This window comes from Thermobifida halotolerans (assembly GCF_003574835.2).
Classification (GTDB): domain Bacteria; phylum Actinomycetota; class Actinomycetes; order Streptosporangiales; family Streptosporangiaceae; genus Thermobifida; species Thermobifida halotolerans.
Genome location: NZ_CP063196.1, coordinates 2,727,429 through 2,741,958 on the forward strand (window position 1 = coordinate 2,727,429; position 14,530 = coordinate 2,741,958).

Here is a 14,530-nt window from a genome sequence, read left to right on the forward strand (position 1 = left end):
TCCTCCCCGCCTCAGTCGCGTTCCAGGGCGAACGCCGCGATCCGCACGCCCGCGTCGGCCAGGCGCCGCGCCACCTGCTCGGCGACGCGCACCGCGCCGGGGGTGTCGCCGTGCACGCACAGGGAGTCGGCCCGGACGCGCACCGGGGTGCCGTCGACCGCGGTGACGGGCTCGCCGTGGACGATCCGCAGGCAGCGTTCGGCGATCTCGTCGGGATCGTGCAGCACCGCCCCGGGCTGTCGGCGCGGCACCAGCGTGCCCTCGGGCGTGTAGGCGCGGTCGGCGAACGCCTCCCGCACGGTGCGCAGCCCCGCCTGCTCGGCCAGCTCCAGCCACCGCGATCCGGGCAGTCCCAGGACGGACAGTCCGGGGTCGTAGAGACGGACCGCCTCGACGACCGCGCGGGCCTGCTCCTCGTGGTGGACGATCGCGTTGTACAGCGCCCCGTGCGGTTTGACGTAGCGGACACGGTCCCCGGCGATCCGCGCGAAGGCGTCGAGCGCGCCGATCTGGTAGATGACGTCGTTGGTCAGTTCGCCGGCCGGCACGTCGATGAACCGCCGTCCGAAACCGGCGAGGTCGCGGTAGCCGACCTGGGCCCCGACGGCGACGCCGCGGCGGACGGCCTGCCCGCAGACCCCGCGCAGCACGGTGGGGTCCCCGGCGTGGAAGCCGCAGGCGACGTTGGCGCTGGTGACGATGGACAGCAGTGCCTCGTCGTCGCCGAGTTCCCAGCGACCGAAACCCTCACCGAGGTCGGAGTTGAGGTCGATGCGCATCGGGGTCTTCCTGTTCGTGCGGTCGGTCGGGGCCGACGGCGCGTCCGCACCGTGCCGTCCTCCGCCCGGGAACCGCCCGGAGGACGGGACCGGGTCAGTTTCCCTGGTTGTTCTTGGCCCTGTGGCGCTGTTCGACGCGCCTGCTCCGCGGCCTGGGTCGGGTGTTGGCGCGCAGCCGCAGCAGTTGCAGTTGCACGGGCAGGCGCAGCGCGGGGCCGGTCGCGGAGCCGCTGCGCGTGCCCTTCGGGGAGTCGGCGAACCCGGGCACCACCGCCTCGACCGGGGTCATGGGGGTGCTCGGCGGGGTCAGGCGGTCGGGTACGCCGGGAAGGGCGGGGGCCTCCTCTCCCGCCGCCTCCTCCTGCTTCTCCCGCTTCCTCCGCCTCTTCCACAGGGACTCGCCGAAGCTTTTGGCGGCCTTCGGGGAGCGTTCGCCGGACAGGCGCGCGCGGCGCCGGTCGAGCAGGCGGGTGATCAGCGGCCACTCCACCCTGGCGGGCTGGGCCAGAGCGGCCCACAGGTACGCCTTGGTGCCCCACGCCTCCATCGCCCTGCGGGCCCGGGAGACGGTGAAGTATCCGGGAAACGCCAGCAGCAACTGCGGCCAGGCCAGCAGGAAGGCGACGGTGTAGGGGAACAGCCCGCCTCCCGCGATCGACGCCGCGGCGCCCATCACGACGGGTGTCATCGCCAGACCGATGCGCAGACCGGTGATCTGGCGGAAGCGGTGCAGCGAACGGCGCACCGAGACCTCGGGCGGGATTCCCTCGGGCAGCGGCGTGGGCTGGGCGACGCACGCCAGCAGCAGTGAACCGACCGCGACCGACACGGCCAGCAGGATCGTCCATCCCGGCGCCGACCACTGACCGCGCAGGACAAGAGCGAGCAGCCCCAGCACCAGGACCGGTATCGGGATGTAGAAGAAGACCTGGCGTCGGATCTGGCCTGCCGCCGTGGGCTCCTGGACGTATTCCACGACGCGAGTACGCAACCGCTCCACCACGGACGCCGCCACTACTCCCCCTTACCACGTGTTCCGTCTCACCAACCGGTTGACACGCCCCTGCGCCGGGCCGGAGAACCGTGACCACGGTACGAAGAGAAGCGGACACAACCTCTGCGCGTGTCCACCGCTCACGTTATCCGGTTTTCACGTGTCGTGCGGCTTCTTTCTGCCACCCCTCCCGGTGCCGAAACACCCGTCGGGAACGGCGCTTCCGCCGCTTCCGGGAAACGCGGAAGGACCGCGGGAGGGTTCCCGCCGCCGGATCCGGGGCTCAGCCGCGTTCGGCCAGCCGCCCCAGGGTCAGCGCGATCCGCAGCACGAAGGAGCCGCGCCCGTCCGCGGGGGCGAACCCGGTGAGCTCGGCCACCCGGCTGAGCCGGTAGCGCACGGTGTTGGGGTGGACGAACAGCATCCGCGCGGTGGACTCCAGGGACGAGGCGTGCTCCAGGTACACCGCCAGGGTGTCCAGCAGGGGGGTTCCCGCGTCGCGCAGCGGCAGGTACACCTCTTCGACGAGTCTACGTCGAGCGTCCCGGTCGCCGTCCAGTGCCCGTTCGGGCAGCAGGTCCTCGGCGGCGACCGGTCGGGGCGCGTCGGGCCACCCCGGGGCCGCGCGCAGGCCGTCCACCGCGGCGCGGGCCGACCGACTGGCGGCGCGCAGGTCGGACACCGGCGGCCCCACCACCACGGCTCCGGGGCCGAAGAGCCCCGCCAGGGGGGTGGCCGCGGCCATCGGGTCGGGGGTGGTCTGGTCGTTGACGCCCACCACGACCACCACCCGCTCCCCCTGGACCCCGGCGAGCACGTCGTGTCCGGACCTGCGGGCGCGCGCCCGCAGGTCCGCCAGGACCTCCTCGGCGTCCTGGTCTCCGAGGAGCCCGGCGATCGCGATCACCGGCGTGCGCGACCAGCCCAGCGACGCCCCCCAGGTCTGCAGCCCCTCCTCGCGGTCCCCGTGCAGCAGCGCGTCGACGATGAGCGCCTCCAGGCGGGCGTCCCAGGCGCCCCTGGCCTCGGCGGCCCGGGCGTAGACGCGGGCGGTGCTGAAGGCCACCTCCCTGCTGTAGCGGAGCATGGCCTCGCGCAACTGCTGCTCGCCGCCCGGCGCGGCCAGTTCCGTGACGCGGCTCTCCACGACGTCGATGACGACCCGCACCATCTCCACCGTCTGCTGCAGCGACACCGAGCGGGTCAGTTCCCGGGGCGCGGTGCCGAAGACCTCCACGGCGATCGCCGGGCGTCCCCGGTCGGGGTGCTTGAACCAGTCGACGAAGGCGGCCACACCCGACTGGGCGACCAGCCCCACCCAGGAGCGGTCCTCGGCGGACATGGAGCGGAACCAGGACAGCCGCTGCTCCATCCGTGCCACCGCGGCGGTGCCCAGGGAGCCCATGGCGCGTTCCAGCCGCCGCACGGTCTCCGCGCGCACGGCGGCCTCGTCGGTCGGGGGCGCGTCAGTGGAATCGGTGGTCATTCCCCTAGGGTGGCACCCCGGGCCGGGACGGCCGTCCGGTGGGATCCCCGCTTCCGGAAGCCGGGAGACCAAAAGGTGACCCAGGACACTCTCATCTCGGGTATCAGCTCCCGTTTTTGTGAGGGTTCTACAAAACACGGGCGGTGAACTTCGTACCTGTCTCTATCAAGCTGGTGATGTTCTACAGGGCAAGGTGGATGCTGTGCTTGCAATCGTCGCTCCGGGCCAAGGGGCCCAGGTACCCGGTTTCCTCTCCGCGTGGCTCGAACTCCCCGGCATGGCGGAGCGGTTCGCCGAGTGGTCGGACGTGGTCGGCCTCGACCTCGTCCACTACGGCACCGCCGCCGACGCCGAGGAGATCCGTGACACCGCGGTGGCCCAGCCGCTCCTGGTGAGCGCGGGCATCGCGGCGACCGTCGCGATGTTCGGCGACCTCGACTCCGCCGCGTCGGTCGACGTGGTCGCCGGGCACAGCGTCGGCGAGTTCACCGCCGCCGCGGTCGCCGGGGTGCTGTCCCCCCGCGACGCGCTGGCCCTGGTCGCCGAGCGCGGCCGGGGCATGGCCGAGGCCTCCGCCGTCACCCCCACCGGCATGACCGCGGTGCTGGGCGGCGACCGCGACGAGGTGCTCTCCGCGATCGAGGCCGCGGGCCTGACCCCCGCCAACGACAACGGCTCGGGACAGATCGTCGCCGCCGGCACCGTCGAGCAACTGGAGGCGTTCGCCGCCGCTCCCCCCGCCAGGGCCCGGCTGCGTCCGCTGTCGGTGGCCGGCGCGTTCCACACCCACCACATGGCTCCGGCGGTGGATCGGGTCGACGCGCTGGCGGCCACGACGAGCGCCGACGACCCGCGCACCCGACTGCTGTCCAACCGTGACGGCGCGGTCGTGACGTCGGGGGCGGAGTACCTGTCCCGCCTGGTGTCGCAGATCAGCTCACCGGTCCGGTGGGACTCCTGCACCGCCACGCTCGCCGACCTCGGCGTCACCGCACTGATCGAACTCCCTCCCGCGGGCACCCTCACGGGTCTGGCCAAGCGCGCGCTGCGCGGCGTCGAACTGCTCGCCGTCAAGTCTCCCGAGGACCTGGACCGGGCGCGTGAACTCGTCAAGACGCACGCGGGCGCGGTCTCCGCCGACCTGGAAGGGCAAGCGTGATGAAAACCTCCCCAGCATCCCCCGGAGCGCGTGTCGTCGCCTTCGGCGAGTACCAGCCCGCCAACGTCGTCACCAACGACGACCTGGCCGCCCGAGTGGACACCTCCGACGAGTGGATCCGCAGCCGCGTGGGCATCGCCGAGCGCCGCATCGCCTCCCCCGAGGAGAGCCTGACCGACATGGCGGTGGCCGCGGGCGGCAAGGCGCTGGCCGCCAGCGGACTGGGCCCCGAGGCCATCGACCTGGTGATCGTCGCGACCTGCACCCAGAAGGACCAGATCCCCAACACCTCGGCGAGCGTGGCCGCGCGCCTGGGCATCACCGCGCCCGGAGCCTTCGACGTCAACGCGGCCTGCGCGGGCTTCTGCTACGCCCTGAGCCTGGCCAACGACGCGGTGCGCGGCGGTTCGGCGCGCAACGTGCTGGTGATCGGCGCGGAGAAGCTCTCCGACTGGCTCGACTGGGACGACCGCTCCACCTGCGTGATCTTCGCCGACGGCGCGGGCGCCGTGGTGGTGTCCGCGGCGGAGGAGCCCGGCATCGGCCCCGTGGTGTGGGGCAGCTCCGGCGACCGCGCCGACAAGATCTACCTGCGCGACCACAAGTACCTCCACCAGGAGGGCCAGACGGTCTTCCGGTGGACCACCACCGAGCTGTACCCGGTGGCGCTGGAGGCGCTGGAGCGGGCCGGTGTGGCCCCCGAGGAACTCACCGCGTTCGTGCCGCACCAGGCGAACCTGCGCATCGTGGAGTCCATCGCCCGTAGGCTGGGCGCGCCTCAGGCGCTCGTCGCCCGCGATATTGTCACCGCGGGGAACACCTCGTCGGCTTCCATCCCGCTCGCGCTCTCGCGCATGATCGGGCGCGGCGAACTCCCCTCGGGAAGCACCGTGCTCACCCTGGGTTTCGGAGCCGGCCTCACGTATGCGGCACAGGTGCTGCGGCTTCCCTGACACCGCGGTCCGGCTCCGTTTCGCAACACACCGAAGCCGTCGGGCGTGTCCCGCCTCATGGCAGCAAGAACGTAAAGGAGAAACCTGACATGGCCTACTCGGACAAGGAGATCCTGGACGGCCTCGCCGAGATCATCGACGAGATCGCCGGTGTCCCCGCGGGCGAGGTCACCCCGGAGAAGAGCTTCGTGGACGACCTCGACATCGACTCGCTGTCGATGGTTGAGATCGCCGTCGCCGCGCAGGACAAGTTCGGCGTGGAGATCCCCGACGACCAGCTCAAGGACCTCAAGACGGTCCAGGACGTCATCACCTACATCCAGAAGTAGGCGACGCCGTCACCGCCCGCCGACGCCGTACTCGTCGGCGGGCACGTCCAGCCCGCGCTCGGGGATCGTCTTCGAGCGGCCCGCGCGCCGCGGGGAGCACGGCGCACCGACCACCATGACGAGAAGGGCGATCGACCATGAGTAACCGCGAAGTCGTCGTCACCGGCCTTGGAGTCAGCAGCCCTCTGGGAGGCGACGTCGCCACGACCTGGTCGGCGCTGCTCGAAGGTCGATCCGGCATCACCAACCTGCCCGAGGAGTGGCACGAGAAGCTTCCCGTGCACTTCGCGGGCCTCCTCGCCGAGGAACCGTCCGAGAAGCTGGAACGCCACCGACTGCGCCGCCTGGACCGGACCCAGCAGATGGCGCTGATCACCGCGCACGAGGCGTGGGCCGACGCGGGCTCCCCCGAGGTCGACCCGCTGCGCCTGGGTGTCGTGGTGTCCAGCGGCATCGGCGGCATCCTGACCACCCTCAACCAGTACGACACCTTCCGGGAGAAGGGCTGGAAGCGGGTCTCGCCGTTCACGGTGCCGATGCTCATGCCCAACAGCCCGGCCGCCGCGGTGGCCCTGGAGTTCACCGCGCGCGCGGGCTCCCACGCCACGGTGAGCGCCTGCGCGTCCAGCGCCGAGGCCATCGCCGACGGCATCAACATGATCCGCTCCGGCCGCGCCGACATAGTGATCGCGGGCGGCTGCGAGGCCGCGATCCACCCGCTGAACGTCGCCGCGTTCGCCGCGATGCGCGCGCTGTCCACCCGTAACGACGACCCGCAGGGCGCCTCGCGCCCCTTCGACGTCAACCGGGACGGCTTCGTCATGGGCGAGGGCTCGGGCACGCTGATCCTGGAGTCGGCCGAGCACGCCGCCGCGCGCGGCGCCCGCGTCTACGCGGTGGCCGCCGGAACCGGGTACACCTGCGACGCCTACGACATGGTGCAGCCCGACCCGGCGGGCGAGGGGGCGGCCCGCGCCATCTCCGCCGCGATCGACGACGCGGGACTGCGTCCCTCCGACATCGCGCACGTCAACGCGCACGCCACGTCCACCCCGGCCGGCGACGTCCCCGAGACCATCGCGATCCGCACGGCGCTGGGCGACTCCGCCGCCGACGCGGTCGCGGTCACCTCCACCAAGTCCATGACCGGTCACCTGCTGGGCGGCGCGGGCGCGCTGGAGTCCGTCGCGACGATCCTGTCCCTGCACCACGGGGTGGTTCCGGCCACGATCAACGTCGAGGAGATCGACCCCGGGGTCGCCGTCGACGTCGTCGTGGACAAGCCGCGGGAACTGCCCGCCGACGCGGTCGCCGCGCTCAACGACTCCTTCGGCTTCGGCGGCCACAACGTCGCCCTCGTGTTCCGTCGGCCGTGACCCGAAGGGGCGCGTCCGCCCGGTCCGCGTCGCGGCGGCCGCGCCCCGGTCCACCGAGCTCTCCACTCCCGCTTCCGCGGACGCGCAGCCCGTCCGCCCGGTAACGACCGCGTTTCCCCGAAGGAGCTGGCCCACGTGACTGTGATCGACAACCGCGTCGCCGGTCCCTCGACGTCGACCGCCACGACCGAGGACTCCCGCAACCCGCGCGTCCGTCTCGCCTCCTTCTTCGACGAGGGGTCGCTGCGGCTGCTCACCGCCGAGGACGACAGCGCCGCGCTGGCGGGTGTGGGCCGGATCAACGGCATGCCCGCGGTGGCCTTCGCCAACGACCCCCGCATCCAGGGCGGGGCGATGGGCACCGCGGGGTGCGCGGTGATCGAGACCGCCTACGAGCACGCGGTCCGCGAGCGGATGCCGGTCATCGGCCTGTGGCACTCCGGCGGCGCGCGGCTGGCCGAGGGCGTGGAGAGCCTGCACGCGGTGGGCCGGGTGTTCGCCGCGATGACCCGCGCCTCGGGCGTGGTCCCCCAGATCTCGGTGGTGCTGGGCCCGGCCGCGGGCGGCGCCGCCTACGGTCCGGCGCTCACCGACATCGTGGTGATGTCGCGGGGCGCCAAGGTCTTCGTGACCGGACCGGACGTGGTGCGCAGCGTCACCGGCGAGCAGATCACCGCCGAGGACCTGGGCGGTGTGGACGCGCACGGGCGGCGCAGCGGTGTTGTGCACGTGACCACCCCCGACGACGTCTCCGCGATGCTCCAGGGCCGCAGACTGGCCCTGCTGCTGGGCCACCAGGGGCAGCTACGGCTGCGGGACGTGACCGACGTGGACCTGGGCGGGGTGCTCCCGGAGTCGCCGCGGCGCGCCTACGACATCAAACCCCTAGTGAACGGCGTCCTGGACTCCCCGCTGACCGAGGAGTCGGTGGAGTTGCAGGCCAGGTGGGCGCCGAACATCGTCATCGCGCTGGGCCGCATGGGTGGGCGCACCGTCGGCGTCATCGCCAACAACCCGCTGCGCAAGGGCGGCTGCCTGGACTCGCTGTCCGCGGAGAAGGCCGCCCGCTTCGTGCGCATGTGCGACTCCTTCGGGGTTCCGCTGGTGGTTCTGGTGGACGTCCCGGGCTATCTGCCCGGGGTGGGCCAGGAGTGGGACGGCGTGGTGCGCCGCGGCGCCAAACTGCTGCACGCCTTCGCCGAGGCGACCGTTCCCCGGGTGACCCTGGTCGTCCGCAAGTCCTACGGCGGGGCCTACATCGCGATGAACTCGCGCTCCCTGGGCGCCACCCGGGTTCTGGCCTGGCCGACCGCCGAGGTCGCGGTGATGGGCGCGGTGGCCGCCGTGCGCATCCTGCACCGCAAGAAGCTCGCCGCCGTCCCCGAGGAGGAGCGTCCCGCGCTGGAGGCCCGGTTGGCCGCCGAGCACGAGAGGATCGCCGGGGGACTGGACCGTGCCCGTGAGCTCGGTGTGGTCGACGAGGTCGTCGCTCCCGACCGGACCCGCAGCGCGCTGGCCGCGGCCATCGCCACCGCGCCGCCCGCCCGCGGGGCGCACGGCAACATTCCGCTGTAGTGGTTTCCGCCCGCGGCGCGGGGAGCTCCTCGGTGCCCGCGCCGCGGCGGTTGTCCGGCTCACCGCCCGCAGATCGTGCTTTCGCGCCGCGGTTTCGCTGGTCGGGGCGGACATGCGTTATGATCGGCACAGCCGTCTGTGTCCCAGGTCTCTTTTCTCGGGGCCCTCTCCGCACCCCCGTCAGGGCGCACGCAGAGTTCAAGTTGTTTTAACCCCGCCGCCCTCCCGGGGAGCTTTGCGGATCGCGACCATTGTGGTGTGCCTCCACAGACGAGTTTCTACGATGACACGCGCCTCGACACCGTGGCGGCCGTGAGCCGTCCCGTGGCACTGCGTCCGATCGTCGACCTGGATTCGGGAGCGGTGCTGGCGATCGAAGCCGTGTACCCCGCCGAGGAGCAGCACGGTGAGGACGTCGCCACGCTGGCCGAGCGCCTGGGCCGTACCGCACGCGAGGTCATGGCACGCGAGAACCTGCTCCCGCTCGTCCTCCCGGTTCCCGCCCGGCTGCTGACCGCCGGACGGGAACCGTTCGCGTTTGTGGAGGACACCCTGCGTCGGAGTGGCCGTCGGCCTCGCGACGTCACGTTCATGCTGGACCCCGAGATCCGGCAGTTGCCCCGCGAACACCTCGTCCGAGGGCTGGCCCACCTGCGGGAACTGGGCTTCCGCTACGCGTTCGGCACCGCGCGGGTCCCTCCCGACCTGCTGGTGGAGACCGCCCCGTTCCTGTTCCGCATCGACGGCACGCTGACCTCCGGGCTGCCCGACAACGAGCGGTTCGCCGCGATCGTGGACGGCATGACCCGGATCGGGCGCGGCGCCGGAACGTTCCCCCTGGCGTCGGGGGTGACCTCGGTGACGCAGTTGGTGAGCCTGCGCCAGGCGGGCGTCCGCCTCGCCCAGGGGCCGTTCTTCGCCGGGGAGGACTGGGCGCCGGGCGACCGCGTCACCCCGCTTCCGGATCTCACCCTGGACCCGGCCTCGTCCGACACGGCGGGGGGTCCCCGGGTCTCGGAGTTCATGGTCCCGGCGGTGACCATGACCTGTGACGCGACCGCCGAGGAGGTGCTGGAGGCGTTCAGCAACGACTCCGCCCTCAACAGCGTCATCCTGCTCGACCACCGCGAACGTCCGGTGGCCGCCCTGGACCGGGCGCGTTTCCTGCTCTCCATCACCGGTCCCTACGGGCACGCGCTGTACGCCAAGCGTCCCGCCCAGCGGCTGGCCGATCCCCCCAAGACCGTGCCGCGCACCGTCCCCGCGCTGACCGCGCTGCGCATCGCGGGCGTCGACCGGGAACGGGTCTACGACGACCTGATCGCCGTCAACGAGTTCGGGCAGTGCATGGGCGTGGTCCACGTCAGCGACATCATCCGCGGCCTGTCGCAGGCCTGACGGTCCTTTCCGGGGCGAACCCCGGAGCGGCCGGTCCCCGGGACGCCTCCCGGCGTCTCCTCCGCGCCCCGGCCCGGTCAGCCCGGTCGCCGCCGCTCCCCCTCCAGCAGGGCGGCCAGCTCGGTCAACTCGGGCCGTTTGGGGAGCAGGCCGTCACCGCTGGAGCGCCCCATGAGCCTGCGGCCCAGCCACGGAACCAGGAACCTCACCGCCCACCGGCGGGTCTCCCGGCGGCGCAGGATCCGGGGCCGCGGTACGTGGGGGGTCGGCCAGGGGCGTGCCCACAGGTCGCGGGGGCCGATGGGATGGCCGAGCAGTTCGGCGACGCGGGCCGCGACGATCCGGTGGCCCGCCGCGTTGAGGTGCAGGCGGTCCACGCTCCAGGCGCGCGGATCGTTGAGGGCGTCCAGCGCCCACAGATCGACGATGTCGACACCGTTGCGTTCGGCTATCGCCCGCAGGTGCATGCTGAACACCGCGATGCGTCCGCGGTAGACCCGCAGCACCGGCACCCATCCGGTGTCGTGCCCCGAGAGCATGACCACTCTGATGCCCGCCTCGCGGAGGCGGCGGACGCCCCTGTCGTACTGGAGGGCGAGCTGGTCGAGGTCGGTGTTGGGCCGCAGGACGTCGTTTCCTCCGGCGTGCACGGTGACCAGGTCGGGGGCGAACTCCAGCGTCTGCTCCAACTGCTCGCCGAAGATGTGCTGCATGCGCCGTCCCCGCACCGCGAGGTTGGCGTAGCGGAACCCCGGAGCCCTGGTGCTGAGGTGTTCGGCGAGCCGGTCGGCGAACCCCCGATAGGAGCCGTCGGGATGGGGGTCGTCCAGTCCTTCGGTGATGCTGTCTCCGATGGCCACGTAGGAGCGGATGGCCGTCGGGAGTCGTGCCCCCGCACGGCGGAACGGCTCCCCTCCGGGATCGCTGGCCTCCCCTCCCGACCGAAGGGGGAGGATTCCCTTGTCTGAGGTGGTCAAGTGACCCTCTCTTTCTCAGGTGGTCGGCGCTTCGCGGGCTCTGGCGCGCGGCTGTCGCGCCCTGGCACGGGATCGGGGCTCCGGCCGTCCCCGACGCGGGTGCCGGCCGGGGCGGCGCCTCCGGTCGGCGGCGCGCCACCGCCACCTCGCCGGAGCGTTCGGTGGCGACGGGGAAGGTGTGTCGTCCACGCCCCGCAGGTTCCGCCGCCGCGCGTCCGGCCCCTCCCGGAGGCGGCGACGGTCCGGGGGAGGCGGCCTGTGCCGAGGCCCGTGTCGGCCCGGGCCGCACCCCACCGTGCCACTCGCCGCCGACGTCCGACCGGATCGCGCCACGGAGACCGTGACGACCGCTGCGCGTCTGTCCCTCCCGCGTCGTGGCCGATGTGTCAGGGTGAGTCGTGGGGGTACGAAGAACCAGATAAGCATACCGCCGCCCACCGTCGGCGGCCGGTCGAGGCGGGACCGGCGCCGACCGCGCGGCCGTCCCGCGCGGTGGCCGCCTCCGTCCGACACCGCCAAGGAGTGCGAGAACCGTGACCACCCATTCTGATCCCGGTCCCACCGATTCCGTCCCCTTCCCCGTCAACCCGGTGGAGGAGGCCCTGGCCTCCGTCGTCGAGACGGACGACCCCGCCACGGTCGAGGACGGCGCGGACACCGGCGCCGGACCGGTGGCGGCCTTCCTCGATGTCCTGCGCGACGGTCCCCTGTGGGTTCCGCTGCCCGAGGGGTCGGGGCCGCAGGACGACGGTTCGGTGTCTCTTCCGACCCTGGACGTGGCGGGTGAGCTGTTCGTTCCGGTCTTCACCTCCCAGGAGCAGTTGAGCGTGCGCAGCGGCGACCTGCCCTTCGCGGTCGTCACGGCCGGGGAGTTGGCGTCCGCCCTGCCGGCGGGGGTGGGGATGGCGGTCAACCCCGGCAACACGATGAGTGTCCCGATCGGCCCGGAGACGGTGCGGTCGCTGCGGACCCCGTCCGCTTCCGAAGGGTGACCGGGGGCTGGGGAGGCGCAGGCGGGCTCCTCCCCAGCCCCGCGCGCTCCCGGTAACAGAAAAATCACCTCATACGCACTGAAACGACGTATGTGCAGATTGCCCAGCATTCCCCTACTTGGTGTACTGTCAGGATCTCCCGTTGGGCACTACACAGGACGCGTTCTCCCACGTACGATCTGCGAAAGGTCGGCATCGTCGACGTCGGACCCGGTGCTCCGCCCCCCACCGCTCATGCTTGGCCACATCGACGGGGACGGCCACGGTGCGACGCCCGTCCGCCCCCAGGGAGCGTAATGTGTAGCGCGTAACCGGACATCCGTGTCGTTCTCGCACATTCCGCGAGTCGTGTGCCAGGAGGTCGAGGTCCCCCGTCGATGAACGCCGTCTCGCCGATCAGCCTCACCGACCTCGTTCCCGCTCTGCGATGGAGTAGACCGACCGACATCTCCGCGGTCCTACGGCACCCACGGTTGGTGGACGGCTGGTGGCGGTCTCTTCCCCTGCCCCGCGTGCTCGACATCGCCGGACCCACGTGGCTGGCCCACTGCCTGGCCCGGCTGGCCGTCGAGCAGTGGGACCACCTGGAGGTCTGCGAGTTCCTGCCGACGCTGCGCGGACTCGCGGTGGACATGGACGAGATCGCCGAGCCCGTACGCGGCGCCGTGCTGGCCACCGCGGGCGACTGGGAACGGCTGGTCTGCACCTCCCCCCAGACGATGCGCGAATGGGACTTCCCCAACAACTGCGACGTCCTCGAGGTCGTCAGCACGGTGATGTGGCGGTCGGTCGTCCCCTTCACCAGCGGCCCCTTCAGCGGCCCCGCCCCCTCCCCCGCCCTGATGATCGAGGCCGTACGCACCATCGCGAACTGGATGCCGTCCTCCGCGCCCGAGCACGTCCACAACGCGTTGGCCTACCTCACCAACGCCACCGGCGCCGACTCCGCCGGTCCCACCACCGACTCGGTCAGGAGCACGCAGACCCCCGCCACGCGCGCCATCCGGACGCTGCGCGCCCTGCGCGCCCACCGGGACCGCGACCTGGCCGCCGGCGAGGACGGCGCGACGGCATCCGCGCACACCCCCGACTCCGAAGAGCCCGTCCCCCTGCTGGCCCGGCGCGGCGGCAGCCCCCTGCTCGGACCCGGCGGAACCCTGCGCCGCCCGGCGTTCGGGCCGCCCAAGGCACTGCGCTCCCAGGCCCGGCAGGCGGCCGCGGTCGTCGAGGACACCGCCCCCGAACTCGGCGCGCACCCCCTGGTTGACCTGTTCGAGCAGCTGTGCCGGGACTGGAGCGAGCTGGAGCGGCTCATCGCCACCGAGCGGTTGTTCACCTCGGAGCCGACCAGCATCCGGTTGCTCGCCGACCAACTGCAGATGGACATCGGCGAACTGCGCAACGCCCAGCGCACCGTCGAGGAGCGCCTGCTCCAGTGGCTCAGCTCCCCGGTCGGCGCGCCGATGGCCCGGCACCTGCGCGAGGTGTCCGACCAACTGGGCGTGGCCACCACCATCGACCACCTGGTCAACGCGCACCCCGACCACCAGGTCGACGTGCCCTCCCTGGGCATCCCGCTGTGGCGGATCGTCATGACGCTGTTCACCGACCGGCGGCTGGACGACAACTGGCTGCTGGCCGCCGACACCGGGCACCTGCGCTGGCAGACCCGCCAACTGCTCTCCGGCCAGCCCAGCGTCACCGAGGCGGGCCTGCGGCTGGGCAAGCTCGGCATCCGCACCCAGGCGCTGCGGGCGTGGCTGCTGAGCACCCCGGGCGTCAGCATCCAGGACGGCTACGTCCTGGTCGACGAGAGCGTGCCGTTGCACGCGGCCGAGGCCACGGGCGACTTCGGCGGGCATGCGGCGTTCCCCGCCGGTTCCCCGTCCATGACCACCAACGGCCTGCCCATCCGCCGCCGCCCCGCCGCCGAGTCCAGGCCCTCCCCCGAGCCGAGGGCGGGCGTGGTCACCTCGGCGCGCTGCTTCCGCGCTCCCGACGGACGCTGGTGGCACCGCATCGACGTGACCGCCGACCAACTCAACGGCGCACCGGTCGCCGTGCCGCCGGGCTACGCCGCCCACCTCGGACTGCAGCCGGGACGCCTGCTGTGCCTGACCGGCCCCGGCGCGGACCTGCTGGTCCTGGTCTGGCGGGACCAGGCGGCGTTCGACTCGCTGCGTCCCCTGCTGCGCCGCCTGGGCGCCCAGCCGGGGGACCGGCTGTTCATCACCGTCAACGGCGACCGGTTGGACGCCCGCCTGCTCCAGGCCGCCGAGGTCCCCGCCGACAGCGGCCACCTCGGCCGGGCGCTGAGCCTGATCGGCTACACCGCGCCCGCCAGCCCCCAGGAGGCCGTCGACATCATCGCCCGCCGGATCAGCGAGGACGACGGGGGCTTCGCCGGCGGCCCGGCCGAACTGCTGGACCTGCTCAGTGAGCGCGGCGACGACGACATCGCCGAGGAGCTGCGGTTGTCCCTGCACGCCGTCCAGAGGTTGTGAGCCCGGCC

The 14,530-nt window shown here is 72.5% G+C and carries 12 protein-coding genes; 8 read left to right on the top strand and 4 right to left on the bottom strand.

All coding sequences use genetic code 11. The annotated features are described in order from the left end of the window. Positions 1-11: 11 nt before the first annotated feature. The 3 genes from NI17_RS12180 to NI17_RS12190 all read right to left on the bottom strand — a co-directional run bounded on the left by NI17_RS12180 (position 12) and on the right by NI17_RS12190 (position 3,259). Positions 12-779, bottom strand: coding sequence for a LamB/YcsF family protein (locus NI17_RS12180; protein ID WP_068692813.1), 768 nt, complete (start codon positions 777-779; stop codon positions 12-14). A 94-nt stretch (positions 780-873) separates the two neighbouring features. After that, a complete protein-coding gene (locus NI17_RS12185) occupies positions 874-1,794 on the bottom strand; it encodes a hypothetical protein (RefSeq protein ID WP_234402038.1) in 921 nt (306 codons plus the stop codon). Between the two features lie 262 nt (positions 1,795-2,056). Continuing rightward, on the bottom strand, positions 2,057-3,259 hold the full coding sequence (locus NI17_RS12190) for a PucR family transcriptional regulator (RefSeq protein WP_068692812.1): 1,203 nt from the start codon (positions 3,257-3,259) through the stop codon (positions 2,057-2,059). Positions 3,260-3,461: 202 nt separating this feature from the next. Between NI17_RS12190 and NI17_RS12195 the strand changes: the two genes are divergently transcribed. The 6 genes from NI17_RS12195 (at position 3,462) to NI17_RS12220 (ending at position 10,049) form a co-directional block, all read left to right on the top strand. Further along, positions 3,462-4,418 carry an ACP S-malonyltransferase gene (locus NI17_RS12195; RefSeq protein ID WP_084012740.1) on the top strand — a complete coding sequence of 319 codons (957 nt, stop codon included), beginning with the start codon at positions 3,462-3,464 and terminating at the stop codon, positions 4,416-4,418. Beyond that, a complete protein-coding gene (locus NI17_RS12200; protein WP_068692810.1) occupies positions 4,418-5,371 on the top strand; it encodes a beta-ketoacyl-ACP synthase III in 954 nt (317 codons plus the stop codon). The genes NI17_RS12195 and NI17_RS12200 overlap by 1 nt, the downstream gene beginning before the upstream one ends. Before the next feature lie 89 nt (positions 5,372-5,460). After that, positions 5,461-5,700: an acyl carrier protein gene (locus tag NI17_RS12205; RefSeq protein ID WP_068692809.1), complete on the top strand. Its 240-nt coding sequence runs from the start codon at positions 5,461-5,463 to the stop codon at positions 5,698-5,700. A 137-nt stretch (positions 5,701-5,837) separates the two neighbouring features. Continuing rightward, positions 5,838-7,076, top strand: a complete 1,239-nt coding sequence (gene fabF, locus NI17_RS12210) for a beta-ketoacyl-ACP synthase II (RefSeq protein ID WP_068692808.1) — start codon at positions 5,838-5,840, stop codon at positions 7,074-7,076. 135 nt (positions 7,077-7,211) lie between these two features. Beyond that, the gene (locus NI17_RS12215; RefSeq protein ID WP_068692807.1) at positions 7,212-8,651 is read left to right on the top strand and encodes an acyl-CoA carboxylase subunit beta; all 1,440 of its coding nucleotides are present in this window, start codon (positions 7,212-7,214) and stop codon (positions 8,649-8,651) included. A gap of 324 nt (positions 8,652-8,975) precedes the next feature. Then, positions 8,976-10,049: an EAL domain-containing protein gene (locus NI17_RS12220; RefSeq protein ID WP_243597505.1), complete on the top strand. Its 1,074-nt coding sequence runs from the start codon at positions 8,976-8,978 to the stop codon at positions 10,047-10,049. 77 nt (positions 10,050-10,126) lie between these two features. Here NI17_RS12220 and NI17_RS12225 read toward each other — a convergent pair whose 3' ends face one another. Beyond that, the gene (locus NI17_RS12225) at positions 10,127-10,909 is read right to left on the bottom strand and encodes an SGNH/GDSL hydrolase family protein (RefSeq protein WP_068692806.1); all 783 of its coding nucleotides are present in this window, start codon (positions 10,907-10,909) and stop codon (positions 10,127-10,129) included. Between the two features lie 650 nt (positions 10,910-11,559). Between NI17_RS12225 and NI17_RS12230 the strand changes: the two genes are divergently transcribed. Both NI17_RS12230 and NI17_RS12235 read left to right on the top strand, forming a co-directional pair. Then, a complete protein-coding gene (locus NI17_RS12230) occupies positions 11,560-12,018 on the top strand; it encodes an SseB family protein (protein ID WP_068692805.1) in 459 nt (152 codons plus the stop codon). Positions 12,019-12,395: 377 nt separating this feature from the next. After that, complete coding sequence (locus tag NI17_RS12235) at positions 12,396-14,522, top strand: hypothetical protein (protein WP_068692804.1); 2,127 nt, start codon at positions 12,396-12,398, stop codon at positions 14,520-14,522. The last annotated feature ends 8 nt before the right edge of the window (positions 14,523-14,530 follow it).

Bases quoted from the DNA above. Each gene is read 5' to 3' on its own strand.
- NI17_RS12235 (WP_068692804.1), top strand. From the start codon at position 12,396: ATGAACGCCGTCTCGCCGATCAGCCTCACCGACCTCGTTCCCGCTCTG.
- fabF (WP_068692808.1), top strand. From the start codon at position 5,838: ATGAGTAACCGCGAAGTCGTCGTCACCGGCCTTGGAGTCAGCAGCCCT.
- NI17_RS12200 (WP_068692810.1), top strand. From the start codon at position 4,418: ATGAAAACCTCCCCAGCATCCCCCGGAGCGCGTGTCGTCGCCTTCGGC.
- NI17_RS12205 (WP_068692809.1), top strand. From the start codon at position 5,461: ATGGCCTACTCGGACAAGGAGATCCTGGACGGCCTCGCCGAGATCATC.
- NI17_RS12190 (WP_068692812.1), bottom strand. From the start codon at position 3,259: ATGACCACCGATTCCACTGACGCGCCCCCGACCGACGAGGCCGCCGTG.
- NI17_RS12180 (WP_068692813.1), bottom strand. From the start codon at position 779: ATGCGCATCGACCTCAACTCCGACCTCGGTGAGGGTTTCGGTCGCTGG.